The organism is Qipengyuania rhodophyticola, assembly GCF_042493225.1.
GTDB lineage: Bacteria > Pseudomonadota > Alphaproteobacteria > Sphingomonadales > Sphingomonadaceae > Erythrobacter.
The window spans coordinates 2,677,656-2,696,354 of sequence record NZ_CP170454.1 but is presented as its reverse complement, the minus strand read 5'-3'; the positions used below and the strand labels follow the sequence as shown (position 1 = coordinate 2,696,354).

23 protein-coding genes are annotated in these 18,699 nt (G+C 57.9%); 14 read left to right on the top strand and 9 right to left on the bottom strand.

The features are described 5' to 3' along the window. Positions 1-5 precede the first annotated feature (5 nt). Positions 6-551, top strand: coding sequence for a DUF4287 domain-containing protein (locus tag ACFCXQ_RS12970; protein WP_379551235.1), 546 nt, complete (start codon positions 6-8; stop codon positions 549-551). A gap of 58 nt (positions 552-609) precedes the next feature. On the opposite strand, the gene ACFCXQ_RS12965 is transcribed toward ACFCXQ_RS12970, so the two are convergent. Both ACFCXQ_RS12965 and ACFCXQ_RS12960 read right to left on the bottom strand, forming a co-directional pair. Beyond that, on the bottom strand, positions 610-975 hold the full coding sequence (locus ACFCXQ_RS12965; RefSeq protein ID WP_379551233.1) for a hypothetical protein: 366 nt from the start codon (positions 973-975) through the stop codon (positions 610-612). Then, complete coding sequence (locus ACFCXQ_RS12960; RefSeq protein WP_379551231.1) at positions 965-1,162, bottom strand: hypothetical protein; 198 nt, start codon at positions 1,160-1,162, stop codon at positions 965-967. The genes ACFCXQ_RS12965 and ACFCXQ_RS12960 overlap by 11 nt, the downstream gene beginning before the upstream one ends. A gap of 146 nt (positions 1,163-1,308) precedes the next feature. Between ACFCXQ_RS12960 and ACFCXQ_RS12955 the strand changes: the two genes are divergently transcribed. Continuing rightward, positions 1,309-1,962: a S24 family peptidase gene (locus tag ACFCXQ_RS12955; RefSeq protein WP_379551229.1), complete on the top strand. Its 654-nt coding sequence runs from the start codon at positions 1,309-1,311 to the stop codon at positions 1,960-1,962. Here the strand turns inward: ACFCXQ_RS12955 and ACFCXQ_RS12950 are convergent. Further along, complete coding sequence (locus ACFCXQ_RS12950) at positions 1,959-2,420, bottom strand: GNAT family N-acetyltransferase (RefSeq protein ID WP_379551227.1); 462 nt, start codon at positions 2,418-2,420, stop codon at positions 1,959-1,961. The genes ACFCXQ_RS12955 and ACFCXQ_RS12950 overlap by 4 nt on opposite strands. A gap of 88 nt (positions 2,421-2,508) precedes the next feature. On the opposite strand from ACFCXQ_RS12950, the gene ACFCXQ_RS12945 reads away from it, so the two are divergent. Both ACFCXQ_RS12945 and ACFCXQ_RS12940 read left to right on the top strand, forming a co-directional pair. Then, positions 2,509-3,150, top strand: a complete 642-nt coding sequence (locus tag ACFCXQ_RS12945; RefSeq protein WP_379551225.1) for an MBL fold metallo-hydrolase — start codon at positions 2,509-2,511, stop codon at positions 3,148-3,150. 146 nt (positions 3,151-3,296) lie between these two features. Beyond that, positions 3,297-4,199, top strand: a complete 903-nt coding sequence (locus tag ACFCXQ_RS12940) for an acyl-CoA desaturase (RefSeq protein WP_379551223.1) — start codon at positions 3,297-3,299, stop codon at positions 4,197-4,199. A 5-nt stretch (positions 4,200-4,204) separates the two neighbouring features. Here the strand turns inward: ACFCXQ_RS12940 and ACFCXQ_RS12935 are convergent, their stop codons facing one another. Then, positions 4,205-4,597 (bottom strand): MAPEG family protein, encoded by a 393-nt coding sequence (locus tag ACFCXQ_RS12935; protein ID WP_379551221.1) that lies wholly within the window; start codon positions 4,595-4,597, stop codon positions 4,205-4,207. A 245-nt stretch (positions 4,598-4,842) separates the two neighbouring features. Between ACFCXQ_RS12935 and rpmF the strand changes: the two genes are divergently transcribed. The 5 genes from rpmF (at position 4,843) to ACFCXQ_RS12910 (ending at position 7,806) form a co-directional block, all read left to right on the top strand. Next, a complete protein-coding gene (gene rpmF, locus ACFCXQ_RS12930; protein ID WP_165197281.1) occupies positions 4,843-5,022 on the top strand; it encodes a 50S ribosomal protein L32 in 180 nt (59 codons plus the stop codon). Between the two features lie 22 nt (positions 5,023-5,044). Then, entirely contained in the window at positions 5,045-6,109 is a 1,065-nt protein-coding gene (plsX, locus tag ACFCXQ_RS12925) for a phosphate acyltransferase PlsX (protein ID WP_379551218.1), read from the top strand. Continuing rightward, entirely contained in the window at positions 6,106-7,071 is a 966-nt protein-coding gene (locus ACFCXQ_RS12920) for a beta-ketoacyl-ACP synthase III (protein ID WP_379551216.1), read from the top strand. The genes plsX and ACFCXQ_RS12920 overlap by 4 nt, the downstream gene beginning before the upstream one ends. 105 nt (positions 7,072-7,176) lie before the next feature. Further along, positions 7,177-7,473 carry an integration host factor subunit alpha gene (locus tag ACFCXQ_RS12915; RefSeq protein ID WP_379551214.1) on the top strand — a complete coding sequence of 99 codons (297 nt, stop codon included), beginning with the start codon at positions 7,177-7,179 and terminating at the stop codon, positions 7,471-7,473. 3 nt (positions 7,474-7,476) lie between these two features. After that, the gene (locus ACFCXQ_RS12910; protein ID WP_379551212.1) at positions 7,477-7,806 is read left to right on the top strand and encodes a MerR family transcriptional regulator; all 330 of its coding nucleotides are present in this window, start codon (positions 7,477-7,479) and stop codon (positions 7,804-7,806) included. A 36-nt stretch (positions 7,807-7,842) separates the two neighbouring features. Here ACFCXQ_RS12910 and ACFCXQ_RS12905 read toward each other — a convergent pair whose 3' ends face one another. The 4 genes from ACFCXQ_RS12905 to ACFCXQ_RS12890 form a co-directional block, all read right to left on the bottom strand. Next, on the bottom strand, positions 7,843-11,262 hold the full coding sequence (locus ACFCXQ_RS12905; protein WP_379551210.1) for an AAA family ATPase: 3,420 nt from the start codon (positions 11,260-11,262) through the stop codon (positions 7,843-7,845). A 55-nt stretch (positions 11,263-11,317) separates the two neighbouring features. Beyond that, positions 11,318-12,070: a thioredoxin domain-containing protein gene (locus ACFCXQ_RS12900; RefSeq protein WP_379551208.1), complete on the bottom strand. Its 753-nt coding sequence runs from the start codon at positions 12,068-12,070 to the stop codon at positions 11,318-11,320. A 154-nt stretch (positions 12,071-12,224) separates the two neighbouring features. After that, positions 12,225-12,977, bottom strand: coding sequence for a thioredoxin domain-containing protein (locus tag ACFCXQ_RS12895; RefSeq protein ID WP_379551206.1), 753 nt, complete (start codon positions 12,975-12,977; stop codon positions 12,225-12,227). 1 nt (position 12,978) lies between these two features. After that, on the bottom strand, positions 12,979-13,557 hold the full coding sequence (locus tag ACFCXQ_RS12890; RefSeq protein WP_379551204.1) for a DUF721 domain-containing protein: 579 nt from the start codon (positions 13,555-13,557) through the stop codon (positions 12,979-12,981). 26 nt (positions 13,558-13,583) lie between these two features. On the opposite strand from ACFCXQ_RS12890, the gene ACFCXQ_RS12885 reads away from it, so the two are divergent. After that, positions 13,584-14,615 carry an A/G-specific adenine glycosylase gene (locus tag ACFCXQ_RS12885; RefSeq protein ID WP_379551202.1) on the top strand — a complete coding sequence of 344 codons (1,032 nt, stop codon included), beginning with the start codon at positions 13,584-13,586 and terminating at the stop codon, positions 14,613-14,615. Here the strand turns inward: ACFCXQ_RS12885 and ACFCXQ_RS12880 are convergent. Next, positions 14,612-14,833: a hypothetical protein gene (locus ACFCXQ_RS12880; protein WP_379551200.1), complete on the bottom strand. Its 222-nt coding sequence runs from the start codon at positions 14,831-14,833 to the stop codon at positions 14,612-14,614. The genes ACFCXQ_RS12885 and ACFCXQ_RS12880 overlap by 4 nt on opposite strands. A 143-nt stretch (positions 14,834-14,976) precedes the next feature. Between ACFCXQ_RS12880 and ACFCXQ_RS12875 the strand changes: the two genes are divergently transcribed. From ACFCXQ_RS12875 to ACFCXQ_RS12860, 4 genes are read left to right on the top strand one after another with little or no spacing between them, the layout of a single operon-like run. Then, positions 14,977-16,287, top strand: coding sequence for a serine hydrolase domain-containing protein (locus tag ACFCXQ_RS12875; protein ID WP_379551198.1), 1,311 nt, complete (start codon positions 14,977-14,979; stop codon positions 16,285-16,287). Then, positions 16,287-17,174 (top strand): NAD(+) diphosphatase, encoded by an 888-nt coding sequence (gene nudC / locus ACFCXQ_RS12870; protein WP_379551196.1) that lies wholly within the window; start codon positions 16,287-16,289, stop codon positions 17,172-17,174. Before ACFCXQ_RS12875 ends, nudC begins: the two co-directional genes overlap by 1 nt. Continuing rightward, positions 17,171-17,887 (top strand): DsbA family oxidoreductase, encoded by a 717-nt coding sequence (locus tag ACFCXQ_RS12865; RefSeq protein WP_379551194.1) that lies wholly within the window; start codon positions 17,171-17,173, stop codon positions 17,885-17,887. The genes nudC and ACFCXQ_RS12865 overlap by 4 nt, the downstream gene beginning before the upstream one ends. After that, entirely contained in the window at positions 17,884-18,699 is an 816-nt protein-coding gene (locus ACFCXQ_RS12860) for an SDR family NAD(P)-dependent oxidoreductase (protein WP_379551192.1), read from the top strand. Before ACFCXQ_RS12865 ends, ACFCXQ_RS12860 begins: the two co-directional genes overlap by 4 nt.

Here is an 18,699-nt window from a genome sequence, read left to right as displayed (position 1 = left end):
CGAAAATGAGCAGCTCACCGGAAGATCAACTGGCAACCATGCTGGCAAATATACCCGAGAAGACGGGCAAGGCTTTGCATGAATGGATCGCGCTGATCGCAAAGAGCGGTCTCGAAAAGCATGGAGCGATCATGAAACTGTTGAAAGAGGAGCATGGCGTTAGCCACGGCTTTGCCAATCTGATCGCGTCAAAGGCACGCGAAACCGGTGAGGAAGTCGACCTAGTCGAGTTGCAATATGCCGGTGCCAAAGCGGATTTGCGCCCGCTATATGAAGAGATCGTAGTATTTGCGCAGTCGCTTGGCTCAGACGTCGAAATTGCACCAAAGAAAGCTAGCGTCAGTTTGCGCCGCAAGAAGCAGTTTGCGCTCATTACGCCGGCGACGAAAACGCGGATTGACTTGGGGGTGGCGCTAAAGGGCGATGAACCAACCGATCGGTTGGAGATCTATAACGCGATGTGCAGTCATAGGGTCCGCCTGGAGGATATGGCGAGCTTTGATGATGAGGTGAAGGGCTGGATGAAAGAGGCATACTCTCGCTCGGGTTGATCGCTCCGGCGAGAGCTCCTCTCTTAGTTCATCATGGCTCCCAAAGCGCGGCTCCCTTTCACCCCTCTTCCAGCATGAGTATCTCGCAATCCACTACCAGGCGCGGGGATGGCAACATACGATGATCTGCGCTGCTGACCGCCGCATCCGCCACAAGTTGACCAGCGATAGTGAATTCATGCTCGGGCAGTTCGGCGATCAGCTCTTCGCCCGCTGCCACGGCTTCCGCCCCTGCAAACAGCAGCGAAAACGAATGGCGTGTGCCTGCAAAGGTGATGCTGGCCCAAGCCTTCTCGTCATGGCTCAGCACTTGCCCGTGATGCGCGCCGAGTGTCATGATCGCATCGCGCAATCGGTCGCCCGGCGTGCGGCGAGCAATGCGACGTTTTTTGCTTGTCGCTGGTGTCTGGCTCTCATCCGACATTTGCGTGCTCCTGCGCCGCCTGAAAGCCTTCCATAAAGGCGCGAATACGGGCCTCAGTGGCCTGGCGCGGTTCACGCCCCATGCGCAAATCCAGCACAAAGCGCGGGTCATGTGCAGCCAGCCGGCCAAACTTGGTTGCAGGCATATCATGTTGACGAAGAAACGTTTCGACAGACCGGATTAGCATCGGGTTCCCCTTAAGTTGGACCTGAAATGGAGGCCATTGTTATGAAGTGATTCGCTTATTGTTCCTAATTTGTTCCATTCAATTTCCTACTTGTCTAGGAAAAATCCTATGCTATAGGAATTTTCTTGGATATGAGGGAATTTGGCATGGCGGATGATGATCTAGAGGATGGAGCGGAGCGCGCGGAATTGCTGCGTTTAGCGGGCGAAGGGCGCGTTAGCCTCGCGTCTTTGTCGGCAATGCTTGGCCGTAATCCGAGCTATCTTCAGCAATTTGTGCGCAAGGGGAGCCCGCGCAAGCTTGAGGAGGGGGACCGCCGCAAACTCGCAGAGTTCTTTGGTGTGGATGAGGCGGTGCTAGGAGCAGAACGTGATGCGTTTCCGCCCAAATCGAGGGATGAGGATTTTATTTCTGTCCCGCGCCTACCGCTCGATGCCTCAGCTGGTCCGGGATCCTTCAGTGCAGAGGAAATTTCCTTCGACGCATTTCGTTTCTCTCGCCGGTGGCTGCGCGAGATGGGTTTGGAGAGCGCCGATTTGTCAGCCATTCGCGTTGAAGGCGACTCGATGGAGCCTCTCCTTCGCAGCGGAGACGAGATTTTTGTCGATCGCAATAAGCGCGCGGGCGAGGGCATTCACGTCGTGCGGATTGGTGATGCGCTTCATGTGAAGCAAGTTCAGCTCAGCGCGCGTGGCCGCGTGAAGCTGGTCAGCGCAAATGAGGCGTACCCGCCAATTGAGCTTGCGAGCGAGGAGGCGGAGATCATTGGCCGCGTGGTGTGGAAAGGGGGTAGGGTTTAGCCTAGTTTCAACTTGAATCCGGTATGGCTGGCGCGAAATCCCAGGCGCCTATAAAACCGGTGCGCTGCTTCGCGATTTGTGTCGCTCGTTAATTGAACAATACCACATCCTCGCTCCTTGCAGCGTTCAATTGCCCAGCACATCATTGCTTCGCCGATACCTTGACCGCGTAACGCCTTTGTCACCCTCACGCTCTCGATCTGCCCACGCCATGCACCGTGTCGCGATACACCGGGGATGAAGCTTAGTTGAAAGCTCCCGACGACATCTCCAGTCCGTTCAACCATGTAGAGATGGTGGCATGGGTCTGCGCATATCGCGCTCAGACCTTCTCTTGCCTGATCCAAGTGGTCTGGCCGCAAAGCATCACGAGATGCTCCAATTTCGTCTTCCGCCGCCAAAATGTCCAAGATAGATAGATCGGCTTGGGTGGCTTCTCGATAGAGCAAGTCTTCCATAGCATTGCCTATTACTCTTGCTTCCAAGTCGTGTCATCGCCATTTGAGTGCCATGACTGACGCGCTTCCCGAAACTAAGCAGCCGCCCATGAAGGCCGCTATCGTTCCTGTTACGCCTTTGCAGCAAAACTGCTCGCTGATCTGGTGCACCAAGACCATGAAGGGCGCGCTGATTGATCCGGGCGGCGATCTGGACAAACTCAAAGCGGCGGTCGCGCAAACCGGTGTCACGCTCGAGAAAATCCTCATCACACATGGTCATATTGACCATTGCGGCGAAAGCGGGATCCTCGCCAAAGAGCTGGGCCTGAAGATTGAAGGGCCGCATGAGGCGGACCGGTTCTGGATCTCGCGGCTGGATGAGGATGGCCGCAAATATGGCATTCGCGGCGAGGTGTTTGAGCCGGATCGCTGGCTTGAGTGCGGCGACAAAGTGACTGTGGGCGAGCTGGAGCTGGATGTGATCCATTGCCCCGGGCACACGCCGGGCCATGTCGTGTTCTTCCACGGACCCAGCAAGTTTGCGATTGTCGGCGATGTGCTATTTCAGGGCAGTATTGGCCGGACCGACTTCCCGATGGGCAATCATCAAGACTTGCTCGACGCGATTACGCAAAAGCTATGGCCGCTCGGCAATGACATCACCTTCATTCCCGGGCACGGGCCGACCAGCACGTTCGGTCAGGAACGCAAGACCAATCAGTTTGTGAGCGATTACGCGCTTTCTTGATTTACGCTTAAGTGGTGCGCACCCTGCATCATAATCTAATAAGTTAGAATGGATGGTGCATCATTTGCACTATGTGGTCTTTTGCGGGCTCGGTAAAACCGCGTTAGAAATTCGATGTTTCATCGGATTATGATGGGAGCTCCCCCATGAGCCGCGACCGATGCGAAGTGAACTGGATCATTCCAACCCGGGGAGCGAATGCGTCAACAGGTACCGTAAAATGGGATCCGGTTCATAGTCTTTGGAATGGCGGAATGTTGGGCGTCGCACTTATTGCGGGCCCCGCGACTTTCACATGGTCAGCCTTTGCAGTCTTTGTCATCTTAACAGGGGCAGCGGTATTGCTGGGTCATTCTGTGGGATTTCACAGATTGTTGATCCATGGCAGTTTCAAGACAAAGCCTCTCATCGCGAAGTTTCTTGTCTGGGCAGGCACAGTCGCTGGAATGAGCGGGCCTTTATGGATTATTCGGACGCATGACCTGCGCGATTGGGCTCAGCGGGAGCCAGTCTGCCATCCCTATCTCGCGCATGGAAAATCCATACTGCATGATGCGTGGTGGCAATTGCATTGCACGCTTCAGCTTGATTGTCCGCCAGATTATGATTTGCGCAGCGTAGAGCGGGAGCGGTTTTACCGTTTCCTTGAGAAGACCTGGATGCTTCAGCAAATGCCGATTGCGATCATCCTATGGCTGGTGGGCGGCTGGGGCTGGGTCGTCTGGGGCGTGTGCGCGCGGGTTGCCATTACCGTGCATGGCCATTGGTTTGTCGGTTATCTTGCGCATAATGTCGGTCCGCAAAGCTGGATCGTCGAAAGTTCCGGCGTACAGGCGCACGATGTGCCTTGGGCGGCCATCCCGACAATGGGGGAGGCTTGGCATAATAACCATCATGCATACCCAGGTAGTGCGCGCATGGGCTTGAAGCCTGGGCAGCTCGATTTGGGATTTCTCTTTATCTGCTGCCTGGAGAAAGCCGGGCTGGCATGGGACATCTGTTTGCCAGAGGCAATGCCAGAACGCCGAAACAGCCTGCGCGAAGTTTAGCTGAACTAAATCACGCCAAGCACGATCAGGACCGCAACGATGCCAAGTCCCAAATGGCTCAGTAAGGTGATGAGTGTGCCGATGAGCCGGCCCTTTTCCAGTGCTCCTCCATCCATGCCAAAAGCGTGCGCAACGCGGCCAAAGATAAACAATGCGGCGACAACAGGCAGCCACGGATCGCCTTTGCCAGCAAACTCGATCGCCGCGACCAGAATGAGCGCGAAGGGGGTGTTCTCAACAAAGTTTGCGTGCGCCCGCATGCGCCGGGTCACCATGTCGTTCCCACCGTCACCGATGAGTACATTTTCGCCAAGGCGGACCTTGCCCACCCGGATCATCAGCCATGCAGCCAGGATTGAGGCCGCTGCAGCCATGCATAGAGTCGTCGGTAAAATCATAGCAGTTCCTTCCCGTCAGAAGCACGTGCATAATTGCGGTCGGGGCCGCGAGCAAGAAGTGAGTTGTGTTTTGCAACCAATATACCGATCAGATAGGGTTGCGCTTAAGCCAAAAAAGGCTATACGCCGCCGCTTCACCGCATCAGTCGGGACGTCTAGCGCTGCGCAAACACTTGTGCGGCATGGCGCCTTCGCCTAAGCGGTTACACGAAACGAATTGAATTGTTTGAGGAACAGGTGCCGCTATGGCTGTCCCTAAGAGAAAAGTATCGCCACATCGCCGCGGCAACCGCCGGGCTCACGATTCGCTCAAGGTTGAGGCATTCCATGAATGCTCTAACTGCGGCGAGCTGAAGCGTCCGCACAACCTTTGCCCGCATTGTGGCTATTACAACGGCCGTGAAGTCGTTGCCGTCGGCCTCTAAACGAAGCTGATCGGAGAGCGCTATGAGTTTACCGCGTATCGCCATTGATGCGATGGGCGGTGATGAAGGCGTGCGAGTTATGGTCGAAGGTGCTGCTCTTGCGCGCCATCGGCATAGTCATTTCAAGTTCCTGCTGGTTGGCGATGAGCCGACCATTAAGGGTGCGCTTGATGCGCATCCTAACTTGCGCGGTGCATCCGAAATCCTCCACTGCGATGATGTGGTGGAAGGCGATGAATTGCCCAGCCGCGCGATCCGCCGGGCTAAGACGACCTCGATGGGTCTCGCGGTAAATGCCGTAAAACAAGGCGATGCAGGTGCTGCAGTGAGCGCGGGCAACACTGGCGCTCTCATGGCGATGAGCAAGCTCGCACTGCGCACAATGCCTGGCATCGATCGGCCCGCACTTGCGGCGGTGATGCCAACCCTTGAAGAAGACGATGTGGTCATGCTGGACCTCGGCGCGAACACTGATGCGGGCGCCCGCAACCTAGTTCAATTTGCGATTATGGGCGCGGCCTATTCGCGGATTTTGACCGGGCGCGAAGAACCGCGCGTGCGCTTGCTCAACATCGGCACCGAGGAAATCAAAGGCACAGAATCGCTTCGCGATGCTGCGACGCAGCTTCAGGAAGCCACCGGTCTTGCCATGTCGTTTGATGGTTTTGTTGAGAGCGACAAGATCAATCGCGGCGAGGTAGATGTGGTGGTGACTGACGGCTTCTCCGGCAATATCGCCCTAAAAGCGATTGAGGGTGCCGCGCGTTTCGTAACCGATTTGCTGCGCAGTGCTTTCACCAGTTCTCTGCGCTCGAAGATCGGTTTTCTCGTCTCACGCCCCGCAACTGAGTTGCTCAAGCATCATCTTGATCCCAACAATCACAATGGCGCGGTGTTCCTTGGCCTTAATGGTGTGATCGTCAAGAGCCACGGCAGCGCGAATGCAACCGGCGTCGCCAATGCGGTGGATGTGACTGCCAGCCTCCTGGAAAATGACCTGACTCAGCGAATTGCCAGCGATCTTGCCGCGCTCGGCGAGGCTCGTTTGCGAGAGAGCTCAAACAGCAACGGGGAGGCGGCCAAGTGATCCGCTCTGTCCTTTTGGGGACAGGGTCGGCTTTGCCAAAGACCTGTGTCTCTAATGCGGAACTGGCCGAACGCGTCGACACAAGCGACGAATGGATCGTTGAACGGACGGGCATTCGCCAGCGTTATATTGCGAGCGAACATGAGACGACCTCAACCCTGGCCACCGCAGCGGCGCGTGATGCGTGCGCGAGCGCAGGCGTTGACCCTGCATCAATTGATCTGATCATTTTGGCGACTGCCACGCCAGACAACACATTTCCTGCAACTGCGACCCAGGTTCAGCACGCGCTCGGATGCGGCGGCGGGATCGCTTTTGATGTCCAGGCTGTGTGCTCGGGCTTTCTCTATGCGCTGAGCGTCGCCGATTCGCTGCTCAAAACAGGCCAGGCGAAGCGCGCTTTGGTCATTGGCGCAGAAACTTTTAGCCGAATACTTGATTGGGAAGACCGCACTACTTGTGTGCTTTTTGGCGATGGCGCCGGCGCAATTGTCTTGGATGCGCAAGAGGTTGCAGAAGACGGGCCAGGGGTGCTCGCGAGCCGGTTGCATGCTGATGGAGCGCATAAAGAGTTGCTCTATGTTGACGGCGGCCCATCAACAACTGGGACAGTCGGCAAATTGCGCATGCGAGGGCGTGAGGTGTTCCGCCACGCAGTCGTAAATTTGGCTGGCGTTCTCAAGGAAGTGCTTGAAGATACGGGTTTTTCATCGGAGGAAATTGACTGGATCGTCCCCCACCAAGCCAACGCGCGGATACTCACTGCGACTGCGCGAAAGCTTGATTTACCTTCCGAAAAAGTGATCGTAACGGTCGACAGACATGCCAATACCTCGGCTGCATCTGTGCCGCTCGCATTAGATGTTGGAGTGAAAGACGGACGGATTCAGCCCGGTGATTTGGTGATGTTTGAGGCGATGGGCGGGGGCTTCACTTGGGGGGCATCACTGCTCCGCTTGTGAAATTATTAAGAATTTTCGGCTGAGATTGTTGCGCAAAGTCGAACAAACTTGTAAACTACCGCTATTACTTTCAACCGGGGTCGCGCTAGGCAAGGAGACATGATTATGTCGTCTATTGGTACTCTTACTCGCGCCGATTTGGCTGAGACGATCAATCGTAAGCTTGGTTTTAGCCGGGCTGAATCGCTTGATCTGGTCGAGGCTATTCTTGATCAAATGTCACGTGCGCTTGATCGCGGAGAGAATGTGAAAATTTCCGGTTTCGGGAGCTTCATTTTACGCGATAAGAACGAACGTGTGGGCCGTAATCCCAAAACTGGGGTCGAAGTGCCGATTACGTCTCGCCGGGTTTTGACCTTCCGAGCCAGCCAATTGCTGAAAGAGCAGATTGCCAAAGGATAGACTATGAGCACCGAGTTCGAGGACGGCAAAGATCAGGACGCACTTCGAACGATCGGTGAAGTCGCCAAGGCACTCGGTATTAAGACTCATGTCCTGCGATATTGGGAGCAGCAATTTCCGCCATTGTCTCCGCTTAAGCGGAGCGGGGGACGACGCTATTACAGGCCGGAAGATGTTGCTTTAATTGAGCAAATCAATGACCTTGTGAATGTCCAAGGCTTTACGTTGAAGGGGGCTCGAGCAGCGCTAGAGGGTGCAAGCGAGCTTTCCCCTGATGTGCTGCCAGCACTGAAGTCAATCCGCGCAGACTTGTCCCGAGCGCTTGCCGCTTAGTTTAGCCCCCTAATTGAACGCTAAACCGCCGCGCAGTTACTCTGCTGCGAGCAGTTCCGCCTCACCCAGATCGACGCTAACCAGCCGGCTAATTCCCTGCTCAATCATGGTCACGCCGAACAATCGGTGCATCCTGCTCATGGTGACGGCATTGTGTGTGACGATGAGATAGCGGGTCGTGGTCTCCCGAACCATCGAATCGAGTAGGTCGCAGAAGCGATCGATATTCGCATCATCGAGCGGCGCATCGACCTCGTCGAGAACGCAAATTGGTGCAGGGTTTGTCAGAAAAAGTCCGAAGATCAGCGCGATTGCGGTAAGCGCCTGTTCGCCGCCGGAAAGCAGCGTAAGCGATTGTAATCGTTTGCCAGGCGGCTGGGCATAGATCTCCAGGCCGGCCTCCAGCGGATCATCGCTATCGATCAGAGCAAGATGCGCTTGCCCCCCTTCAAACAGCTTCGTGAATAAGCGCCGGAAATGTGTGTCGACTTGCTCAAATGCTTCGCGCAGGCGCTCGCGTCCTTCGCGGTTCAGGTTGCCAATCGAACCGCGCAGCCGGTTCACCGCTTCGACCAGCTCGGCCTGCTCCTGCGCGCTGGAACCATGCTCTTCCTCGATCCGCTTCAGCTCTTCCGCAGCCACTAAATTAACCGGGCCGATCCGCTCGCGGCTGGCTGTGAGACGGTCCATTTCTTCTGATTCTTGCTCCGAGGAACTGACCTTTTCTGCCTCAAACTCAAATCGCTCAGGCAGCATTGGTGGCGGGCATTGGAAGCGCTCGCCAGAAATGCGCGCCATTTCCACTCGGCGTGTTTCCTGATTTTCCGCCCGTGCTGCAAGGCCGGCTCGTGCTTCTCGGGTCTGGGCGAGGGCTTCGCTGGCCATCGCGAAGGCACGCTCGGCCTCTTGCGCTGCCTCCAGAGCCTTGGCGACGTCCGCCTCCGCTGCGGCTAGCTCTTCCGCGAGCCTTGCGCGCACGGTGTCGCCTTGTTCGATCTCTTCGATCAACCCCTCGGGCTTTGCCGCAACAATCGCCCGCTCTTCTTCGATTTCTTCAAAGCGCCGCGCCATATCGGAAAGCCGCTGAGCCGCTTCGCCGGATCGCGCTTCCCAATTGGTCATGTCGCTGCGCTGCGCCTGCGTTCGTTCGCGCGCGACGGCCAGCCCCTGATCATGCGCGGCCAGCTCTGCGCTTGCTGCCTGTAGTGCAGTGCGCCCAGCTTCATTCTTTGCCTGTGCTGCTTCCAAAGAAGCGCGGCCAGCTTGCGGGTCGGGTAGGTCGCTGTGCTTCGTCTGCGCCGCCTCAAGCTCACTTTGCGCGGCGTTCAATTGTTCAGCAATATCGCCGTCGGCCTTGGCGAGTTCGTTCAGCCTGTTCGCCACACGCTCGCGCTCAGCCTCGGCTCGGTCAACCTCGCGCAGTGCTTCGCGCTCATGCTCCGCTGCCTCGGCAATTGTCCGGTCTGCGGCAATGAGATCGCGCTGGACTGTGCTCAGCTCTTCCTGCACGTCCGCCTGAGCAGCGTCAGCTTTCGCAACTGCATCGCGCAGTGCGGGCAGTTGCGCGTCTAGCTCAGCAAAGCGGTTTTCTGCCTCAAGCCGAGCGGCTTCTGCAGCCCCTTCGCCCCGCGCAATGAACCCGTCCCAGCGCCGAAGTTGTCCATCCAGCGTCACCAGCCATTCGCCCGGCTTAAGCGTGCGACCGTCATCATTTGTTGCGACATGAACCAGCGCTAGCCGGGCGGCTAGTTCGGCTGGGCAATCGTCAATCTGTTCAGCGAGGGCGGCTGGGACGGTTCGCGGCGTAGCGCCGCCGGTCCAATAGCGACCCTCTTCGCCAGTGCTTGGCGCGCCGATCAAAGCCTTGCCATCGCGGCCCAAAACGGCGGCGAGGGCGCGTTCATAACCCGGTTTTGCGCGCAGCCCATCGATCGCTTGCTTGCGACCCGAGCGCTTTTCCGCCTGCTTGGCCCGTGCCGCCCGGTCGCGCTCTAACGCGCTGTGCTCGCGCTCAATTCCGGTAAGCTCTGCACGGGCTGATGAAAGTGCACTGGCTGCTTCATCACGCGTGGTTTGCAGCTCGGTTTTACGGGTCTGGAGCCCCTCAAGAGCAACCCGCGCTGCGCTTAGCGCCCGGGCTGCTTGCTCCGCCCTTGCTGTGGCTTCGCTCACATCATCCGCGGAGGTTGTCCCCGCCAGAGCTTCGCGTTGTTCGGCGACCCGCTGCTGCTCGGTCTGCACACGCTCGAGACGCTGCTTCGCCTGAGCGACCTCAGCTTCGACCACGCGCCATTCCGCCTCAACCCCGGCGTGATCCGCCGTTGCCTTAGCAAGCGCGAGTTCTGCGGTGCGGCTGGCGCGTTCGGCATCCTCTCGTTTCGCTTCTAGTGCAGGGCGCCGTTCTTCATCGGATGCAAGCGCTTTCTCGCTAGCCTCCAGCTCTTTGGCGAGGCGAGCGAGCGCTTCTGCGGCATCCTTGGTCAACCGGTCCGCATCGCCGCGATCTTCTTCCAACCGGGTCTTCTGGCGATCGAGGTCAGCGAGTCGCTGCTCGGCGGCTTCGAGCTTGCTGGTCAGCGCCGCCATCCGGTGGCCATGTGCGCTTGCATCGTCGCGGCGGTCGGCCAATTCTTCGCGCGCGTCATTGAGCGCAATGGCGGCTTGGCCTTGCGCCTTTTGTGCGGCATCGCTTGCTTCTTGCGCGGCGGAAACGCGGGCTTCAGCGCTAGCGGCGGCTGCTTTCGCTTCGTCAGCCGCAGCGGCTGCATCGCGCCAGCGGGCGTAGACTAGCCGCGCTTCGGCGCTGCGGATCTGGTCAGAGAGTTTGGCGTAGCGTTCAGCCTGCTTGGCTTGGCGGCGTAGCGCAGAAATCTGGCTGTCGAGACCAGCCATCAAGTCTTCGAGTCGCTCGAGATTTTTCTCCGTAGAGCGCAATTTGCTCTCGGCATCGCGGCGGCGTACATGCAGGCCCGCTATGCCCGCTGCTTCCTCAAGCATTTGGCGGCGTTCGGCTGGCTTTGCAGCGATGACCTGAGCGATCTTGCCCTGACTTACCAAAGCGGGAGAATGCGCGCCCGTCGCGGCATCGGCGAAGGTTAGCGATACGTCTTTTGCTCGCACGTCCTTGCCATTAACGCGGTATGCGCTGCCTGCGCCGCGCTCAATCCGGCGGACGACTTCCAGCTCTTCACTGTCGGAGGTCTCGCCGCTCAGAACAACTTCGGCAAAATCGCGGGGAGGGCGCGTTTCGGTGCCCGCAAAAATCACATCATCCATGCCGCCGGACCGCATGCTCTTGGGCGAGTTTTCGCCCATGACCCAGCGGATTGCTTCGAGCAGGTTAGATTTGCCGCAGCCATTGGGGCCAACGACCCCGGTCAGGCCGGGCTCAACCCGCAATTCGGCAGGTTCGACGAAGCTCTTGAAGCCGCTTAATTTAAGCTTCTTGATGAGCATCGTTCTTGCCTGTCCCCCTCTTGCCTTGTGGCTATCGCTCTAGCGCGTACTGAGTTTACCGCGCGCCAGCCCTTTGAAGGATCGGTTCAAGGCCGGCCCAGTTCAGAACGCCGTCTTGCTTTACACCGTTGACGAAGAAAGTCGGCGTGCCGGTCACTCCGAACTCTTGGCCTTGGGTATTGGAGTTGTTCGCAATGGTTTCCATCGCTTGGAAATCTGCGAGACAGGTGCGGGCCTGGTCTTCGCTCACGCCGCGCGCGGCAAAGAAGTCATAGAAGCCAGCGACCTCTGCGGCGGCAACAAAACGCTCGGCTTCTGGCAATTGTAGCGCTTGCCCAAAGGCATCCTGGTTCTGGAATACGGGGCCAAGCACGCCATTGAGGTCAGCCCAGACTTGATCGGAAAGCGGGTGGAAGCTCTCGTCTGCGCCGCAGCGCACCAGCTGCGCTAACATCAAGTCATGCGGTCCGTGAATTTGATTGCGCAATTCATAGCTGACGCGGCCTGTGCTCACATATTCGGCCTTAAGCTGCGCTGCGCCATCCATCGAAAACGCAGCACAAGCAGGACAGGTCAGCGAGGCGTATTCGATGACCTTAATCGGCGCATCGGGATTGCCGATAACATAGCCATCATACTCTGACACTTCGACGACATCGGTCCACTCAGTGCCTTCTGGTGCGGCAATCTCGGCGATTGGCTCTGCATCAATCGCAGCCTCATCTGCGTCCGCGCTACTGCACGCAGCAAGGCCAAGCGCCAGGGGCGCAGCAATCATTCCCAATGTGAACCGGCGAGTAAGAGCCATGTGTCGTCTTTCCTTTTATCTAACCTATGATGTTATACCAAGGAGGGTGCGTGGTGAAGCGAGGTAACCACTCTTTTGAACAGCTTGCTACCTAGCAAATTTGCGAGGGTAATCACATTAAATCTGCTGGCCGCGCGAGAGGCTTTGATCAACGCTATTCGCTGTCTTGGCCAAGATTGGGGCTAACGAAATATTGGTCAAGCGCAGGCTGCAAGCCTCGCCAGCCATGGACCCCCTCCATAAGCGCACCATCAAGCAAGAAGCTCGGGGTTGATGCAATTGCGAATGCTTGCGCGTCGGCTTGACTTGTCTCGGCAAGCTGAGCCGCTTTCTCATCATCGGCAAGGCACTGGTCGAGCTCTACCCGATCATATCCGCGCCGTTTCATCAGATCGTAAAAACCAAGGTCGCTGGCAATCGCTCGGCGACGTTTCGCAGGCGCGCCATATTGCCACCGCGCGCGCTGCGCCTGTGTGGCCTTTTGGGCGATCTCCATCCACTTGCTTTGGCCATGCATCATCGCTGAATGATTGAGCGGAAAGTTCTCGGCGTCACCGCATTGGGTCAGCATGGCTGCGGTCAGATCCACCGGATCGCGCAGCAAATGGCGGACTTCCAGGCTGACTTTTCCTGACGGCACATAGGCAAGCAGCAACAGCGTTTCGCCTTGTTTAGCGAAGGTGGCGCAATGGGAACAAGTATAGCTGATGAAGGCAGTGAGCTTTGCCTCGGCATTGGGGTTGCCAATAACGTGGCCATTGCGAACCTGCGTGATTTCACGCGACCAATTGCCGCTTGCGGGTTTATCAGTGGCCGCATCCTTGGCACCGCTCTGGGCAATGGCAGGATTGCCGAGAGCCATCAGGCCGGCGAGCGCAAGCGCCGCTAAAGAGGTCAATTTTTGCATATTATTCTGAAGCTTCTGTTTCATCCGACCCCAAGCCCCGCGCCAGAGACTCCAGAACTGTTCGCAGCTCCGGGTCGCCAATATCACGCAGACTTTCCCCCAACTCCATCGGTATCGGTTTGAGCGATGGAGGTGGCTTTTGTTTTTCCTTGGCAGCTGGCGGCTTAACGTCGCCTTGCCGAATTTTGACCCGTGCCACCGCGCTGTAGCCGAAAAAGCGGTTCACCCGCTCGATTATTTCGGGGATCACATGTTGGATTAGCGGGGCATGGGCGGGCAGTACTACCAGTTCCAGAATGCCCTCCGACTTCTCGCCGGGCGGAAACCGGATAGCTTGCGGCACGCAAACTTTGGCGTGCGTGGGTCCGACAATCTCTGGCCAACGCGACACGACAGAGCTTTGGACGAAGCCAAACCGGCGAAATGCGGTGCGTCCGATTTGCGGCATCAAGTCAGAGATTGGCTTGGCGGCCCCGCCACGCGGCCGCTGATATGCGCGGCCTGCCGGTTTGCGCTTCGCGCCTGCGGGTTTTTTGCCCGTTTTTGATGGATTGTCGCGTTTCATGGTTACAAGGGTCATGGCATAGGCGAGGGCAGAGCGCCACAATGACAACCCAGATTTCTCAGAAACTCCTCGCTTGGTATAGCGCCCATGCGCGGGTCCTCCCATGGCGCGCTTTACCGGGCGAACGGGCGCCTGACCCATACCGTGTGTGGCTGTCAGAAGTGATGCTGCAACAAACGACCGTTGCGGCGGTGAAGCCGTATTTCGCCAAGTTTACCGAGACTTGGCCGACGTTTGAGGCACTGGCCTCCGCGCCAGAAGAGGATGTGATGGCCGCTTGGGCAGGGCTTGGCTATTATTCGCGGGCGCGCAATCTTGTGAAATGCGCGCAGAGGTTGTCAGAACTAGGCGGCTTTCCGAAAACCGAGGCTGATTTACGCGAGCTGCCCGGTCTCGGCGCATATACCTCAGCGGCGATCGCGGCGATTGCTTTTGGTGAGCGGGCCGTGGTGGTCGATGCTAATGTGGAGCGGGTGGTCTCGCGGCTATTCCAAATAGAAGAGCCTCTACCCGCATCACGCAAAGAGATCCGCGCGCACGCCGACACGATTACACCGAGCGAGCGTGCGGGTGATTTCGCACAAGCGATGATGGATCTGGGTGCGACTATTTGTACAGCGCGCGACCCAAAATGCTTACTTTGCCCGCTGATGGACAGTTGTAAGGCGCGTGGGGCTGGTGACCCGGCAAGATATCCGGTCAAAGCGCCCAAGAAACCTAAGCCAGTTCGGCAAGGACGTGCGTTCTGGATCGAGCGCGATGGCGCTGTCTGGCTTGTCCGGCGCGAAGGCACCGGCATGCTGGGCGGCATGCGTTCGCTTCCTGACGACGGCTGGTCTGCGAAAGGCGACGGGGCGGGGGATGCACCGCTAGATGGCGAATGGCAGGCGCTTGGGCTGGTCCGTCACACCTTCACGCATTTTGCGCTGGAAATGTCGGTCGAAAGGCTGGCTAGCGACACCCCGCCCAAAGGCGCAGGCGAGTGGTGGCCCCTTGAGGAGATCAAAGAAGCGGGCCTGCCGACCCTTTTTGCGAAGGCCGCTGGGCTCGCGCTAGCCGAGACTGCAGATTAGAGAATTCCTCCGCCAAGGCTCAGCCTGATACCAGCGATCAGCAGCACGATCAGGCAGAAATTGCGACCGCCATCCTTTGATGAAAGCGCGCCCATGATCACACCAATCACAATTATCGGCAGCGCAATCCAATTGGCCCAGCCAAGTAGCGGGATTGTTGCCGGAATAACGATGATCAGAGAGATGAGACCGAAAATATAGGATAGGATATTTAGCATGTGTCCTATATGGGTAACACAGTCGTGAATTTCAAGATCAATCTAGGGAAAAATGCACGAAGGGTTGCAATCTGCAATCGGGTGTTCACAGTGCAGATATGATCGCAGCGCTAGGGCGTATGCAGACAGTTTTTGGAGAGAATATGGCTTACCGCGAATTTGAAGACATGCAGCTTTCCCGCCGATCGCTATTCCGTGCCGGCGGCATGCTCGCCGCGGGCGGCGTGCTGGCGGCCATGCCCATGGGGCGTTCACTCCTCGCGCATGATGTCGGTGAAAGTTGGCCGAATGTTGCGCGCATGGCCAAGAGCTATCTCGACAGCGGCAAAGTCGCCAACGTTCTGGTGACGCTCGGCTGGAGGCAAGAAGATCACGCGCACACCGTCGGCGGAGGGAAGCTCGGATTTTCAAACGATACGCCGGTGGATGAGAACTCGCTTTATCGCATCTATTCGATGACCAAGCCGATCACTGGCATGGCAACGATGATGTGCATCGAAGACGGGCATTTTACGCTGGATACCCCGCTGGCAGAAATCATGCCGCAATTCGCCAATATGCGCGTGCTAAAGGACCCGGAGGGCGCGCTTGATGATACCGTTCCTACAGAGCGCGAGATCACCATTCGTCATCTGCTGACACACACTTCTGGCATTGGCTATCTGATCACCAGCAAAGGTCCGCTGCTTGAGGCTTATGCGAAAAACGGCCTGACCGGCGGACGGGTGAGCCGCTTGCCGATCCCCGGCTTCCCGCCTGTCACATCTGCGCCAAACCTTGAGGAATGGGCTGATCGTCTCGCCACGCTTCCGCTTATGGCCCAGCCAGGTAAGAAGTGGATTTACTCCGCCAGCATTGATCTGCTGGGCCGCGTGATCGAAGTCGCATCGGGCATGTCGTTTGAGGAATTCCTGCAAACGCGAATTTTTGATCCATGCGGCATGGCGAGCACGTTCTTCACTGTGCCCAAGAGCGAAGTCAGCCGGTTGACTGACAATTACGGGATCGCAAACGGCTTCCCAATCCCGATCGATCCCGGCGCCAATTCGATTTATCTCGACGCGCCAAAAGTGCCTTCGGGCGGCGGCGGCTTGGTCTCATCGGCGAAGGACTTTGACCGATTCCAGCGCATGCTGCTGGGCTACGGCACACTCGACGGGACGCAGGTTATGGAGCGCGAGAGCGTCCGTGTCGGCGTCTCCAACATTCTGCCCGACACTGCTGATCTCAGCGACAGCTGGGTTGCCGGCCAGGGCTTTGGTGCGGGCGGGCGCTCGGTTGGCTCTACCTTTGGTTGGGGCGGCGCGGCAGGCACTATCGCCAGCGTCGATTTCGATCGCAAGCTGCGCGCGGCGCTGTACACGCAGTATATGCCGACCGAAGCCTATCCGATGCGCAGCGAATTCCTCGCCGCGTATGAGCAAGATCTGTCCGGCATGAGTAGCGCTTCCTGATGGTGTCAGCTCCGCTGGCATTCACCGGATCGCCGCTTGACAGAGCGGACAATGTTCGCGCTGATCCAGAAGCATTGGCGGGGATGATGAACTGGCGGGCCAAGCTGCTCGCGCTCGACGGGTTGATGCCCGGCATGGATGATATGGGCGTTTTGCAGTGGACGACACTGGCCGATGCACCAGAAGACGCCGAATTAGTATTTCTCGGGCTGGATCGCAGCGATGGTGGGGAGAAGCCTTGCTTCGCAGCGGTTCCTTCCAAGGGGGACGCCGCGCCGCGCATGGCGAACCCTGCCGTATGGCAAATGATGACGGCGCTCTCACCGGGGGACTTGGCAACCTATGGCGCTGCACGCAGCATTGTGGATTGGCACGCACGGCACCAGTATTGCGCGCAATGCGGTGGGCAGACAACGCTCGCCAAGGGGGGCTGGCAGCGCAATTGCCCGAATTGCGGAGCGCAGCATTTCCCGCGCACGGACCCGGTAACAATCATGCTGGTGGAGTATGACGGCAAACTAATGCTGGGGCGCGGGCTAGGCTGGCCAGAGGGGCGCTTTTCCGCGCTCGCGGGTTTTGTCGAACCGGGCGAGAGCATTGAGGAAGGCGTGGCGCGAGAGGTTCTTGAGGAATCCGGCATCGTGGTTCGCGATGTGCAATATATCGCTAGCCAGCCATGGCCTTTCCCCTCGCAGCTGATGATCGGATGCCATGCAATGGCGGATGATGATGCAGTGACCATTGACGAGAGCGAGCTGGCCGAAGTGCTGTGGTTCACCAAGGGCGATATCAAGGCAGCGCTAAACGGTGACCCAGATGCGCCGCTGGGTTGTCCGCCAAAACAGGCAATTGCGCATCATTTAATGAGCTGGTGGGTGGAACAATGACTGAAGCAACATCTTCTCGCACGCTGACCATCGATGTCTGGTCGGATGTAATGTGTCCGTGGTGCCTCGTTGGCTGGGGGCAATTGCAAAAGGGCCTGAAGCTGCTTGAGGGCGAGATCGGTGCTGATATTCGCTGGCATGCATTTGAGCTGAACCCGGATATGGCGCCTGAGGGCGAAGATCGTACCGCGCACATCGCGCGCAAATATGGCCGCACGGTTGAACAATCGAAGGGCGTGCAGGGCCAAATGCGCGAAGCCGCCATCAACGCTGGCGTGTCGCTGGACTATGAAGGCGCCACTGACGAGAATGGCGAAGCGCCGCCGGCGATGATGTGGAATACGTTTGCGGCGCATAAGTTACTGACCTGGGTTGGCGAAACTAAGGGGCATGCCAAGCAAACCGAGCTTAAGCTCGCGATGTTTGCCGCGCATTTCAATCATCGGCGGCGGATCGGTGAGCGCGATGTGCTGCTCGATATTGCCGCTGAGGTGGGCCTCGATCGTGCAGCGGCTGCTGAAGCATTGGGCAGTGCCGAGTACGATCAGAAGGTCCGCGCAGAAGAACAAGCCGCTTGGGATATGAACATCACAGGCGTCCCGGCAATGGTCGTCGAGGGGAAGTTCCTGATCCCCGGCGCTCAAGGACCGGAAGTTTATGCTGATGCACTGCGCCGGGTGGCCGAAAAAATTCCGGCCCAAACTCCCGCATGAGCGATTGGCAGCCGCGCACTGCAGTGATTGTTGGCGGGGCCAGCGGAATTGGCCTGGCGGTTGCAAAGCGATTGGTGAGCTACGGCACGCAGGTGATGCTGGCGGATGTTCCAGGTGATCGTTTGGACGAGGCAGCGAGGGAAATTGGCGCGCTGATGCAGCCTTGCGATGTTTCAGATCTAGCGCAGGTTGAGGGGCTAGCCGAGGCAGCTTTCGAGCAGCTTGGCACTGTCGATCTGCTGCTGAATAATGCGGGTGTTGCAGGCGTGCATGGCAAGATGTGGGAGGTCGATCCAGAGCTCGCCCGCAAGCATTTTGATGTGAATTTCTGGGGTATCTGGAATGGCTGCCGCGCCTTTGCCCCGCGTATGATCGCGCAGGACACGCCATCTGCCATTTACAATACTGGCAGCGAAAACAGCTTCTTCTGCGCTGTTCCTCGAACCGCTGCCTACATCGCTGGCAAACACGCCGTCCTTGGCCTGACGGAGAGCTTGCGCGAGGATGTTCCGCCGCATGTCCATGTCGGCCTGATCATCCCCGGCTGGGTGTTCACCCCGCTGGGCGAGGAACGGTTTATGAAATTCGGCATGGATGTCGGTGAGTATGCGGCGATCATCACACCGCAAATCATCTCGCGCGAGCGTTTCGTCGTGAGCCACCGGTCCAATGTGAAACGGATCAAGGAACGGATCGATCCGCTGCTTGAAGCTTATGAAAAGAGTGCGCCAGAAGACTTAGATGACGGCAATTATGATGTGCGAGATGTTCTGCGCGCGCTCACGGAAAAGCCTGATGCCGCTGACGATTGA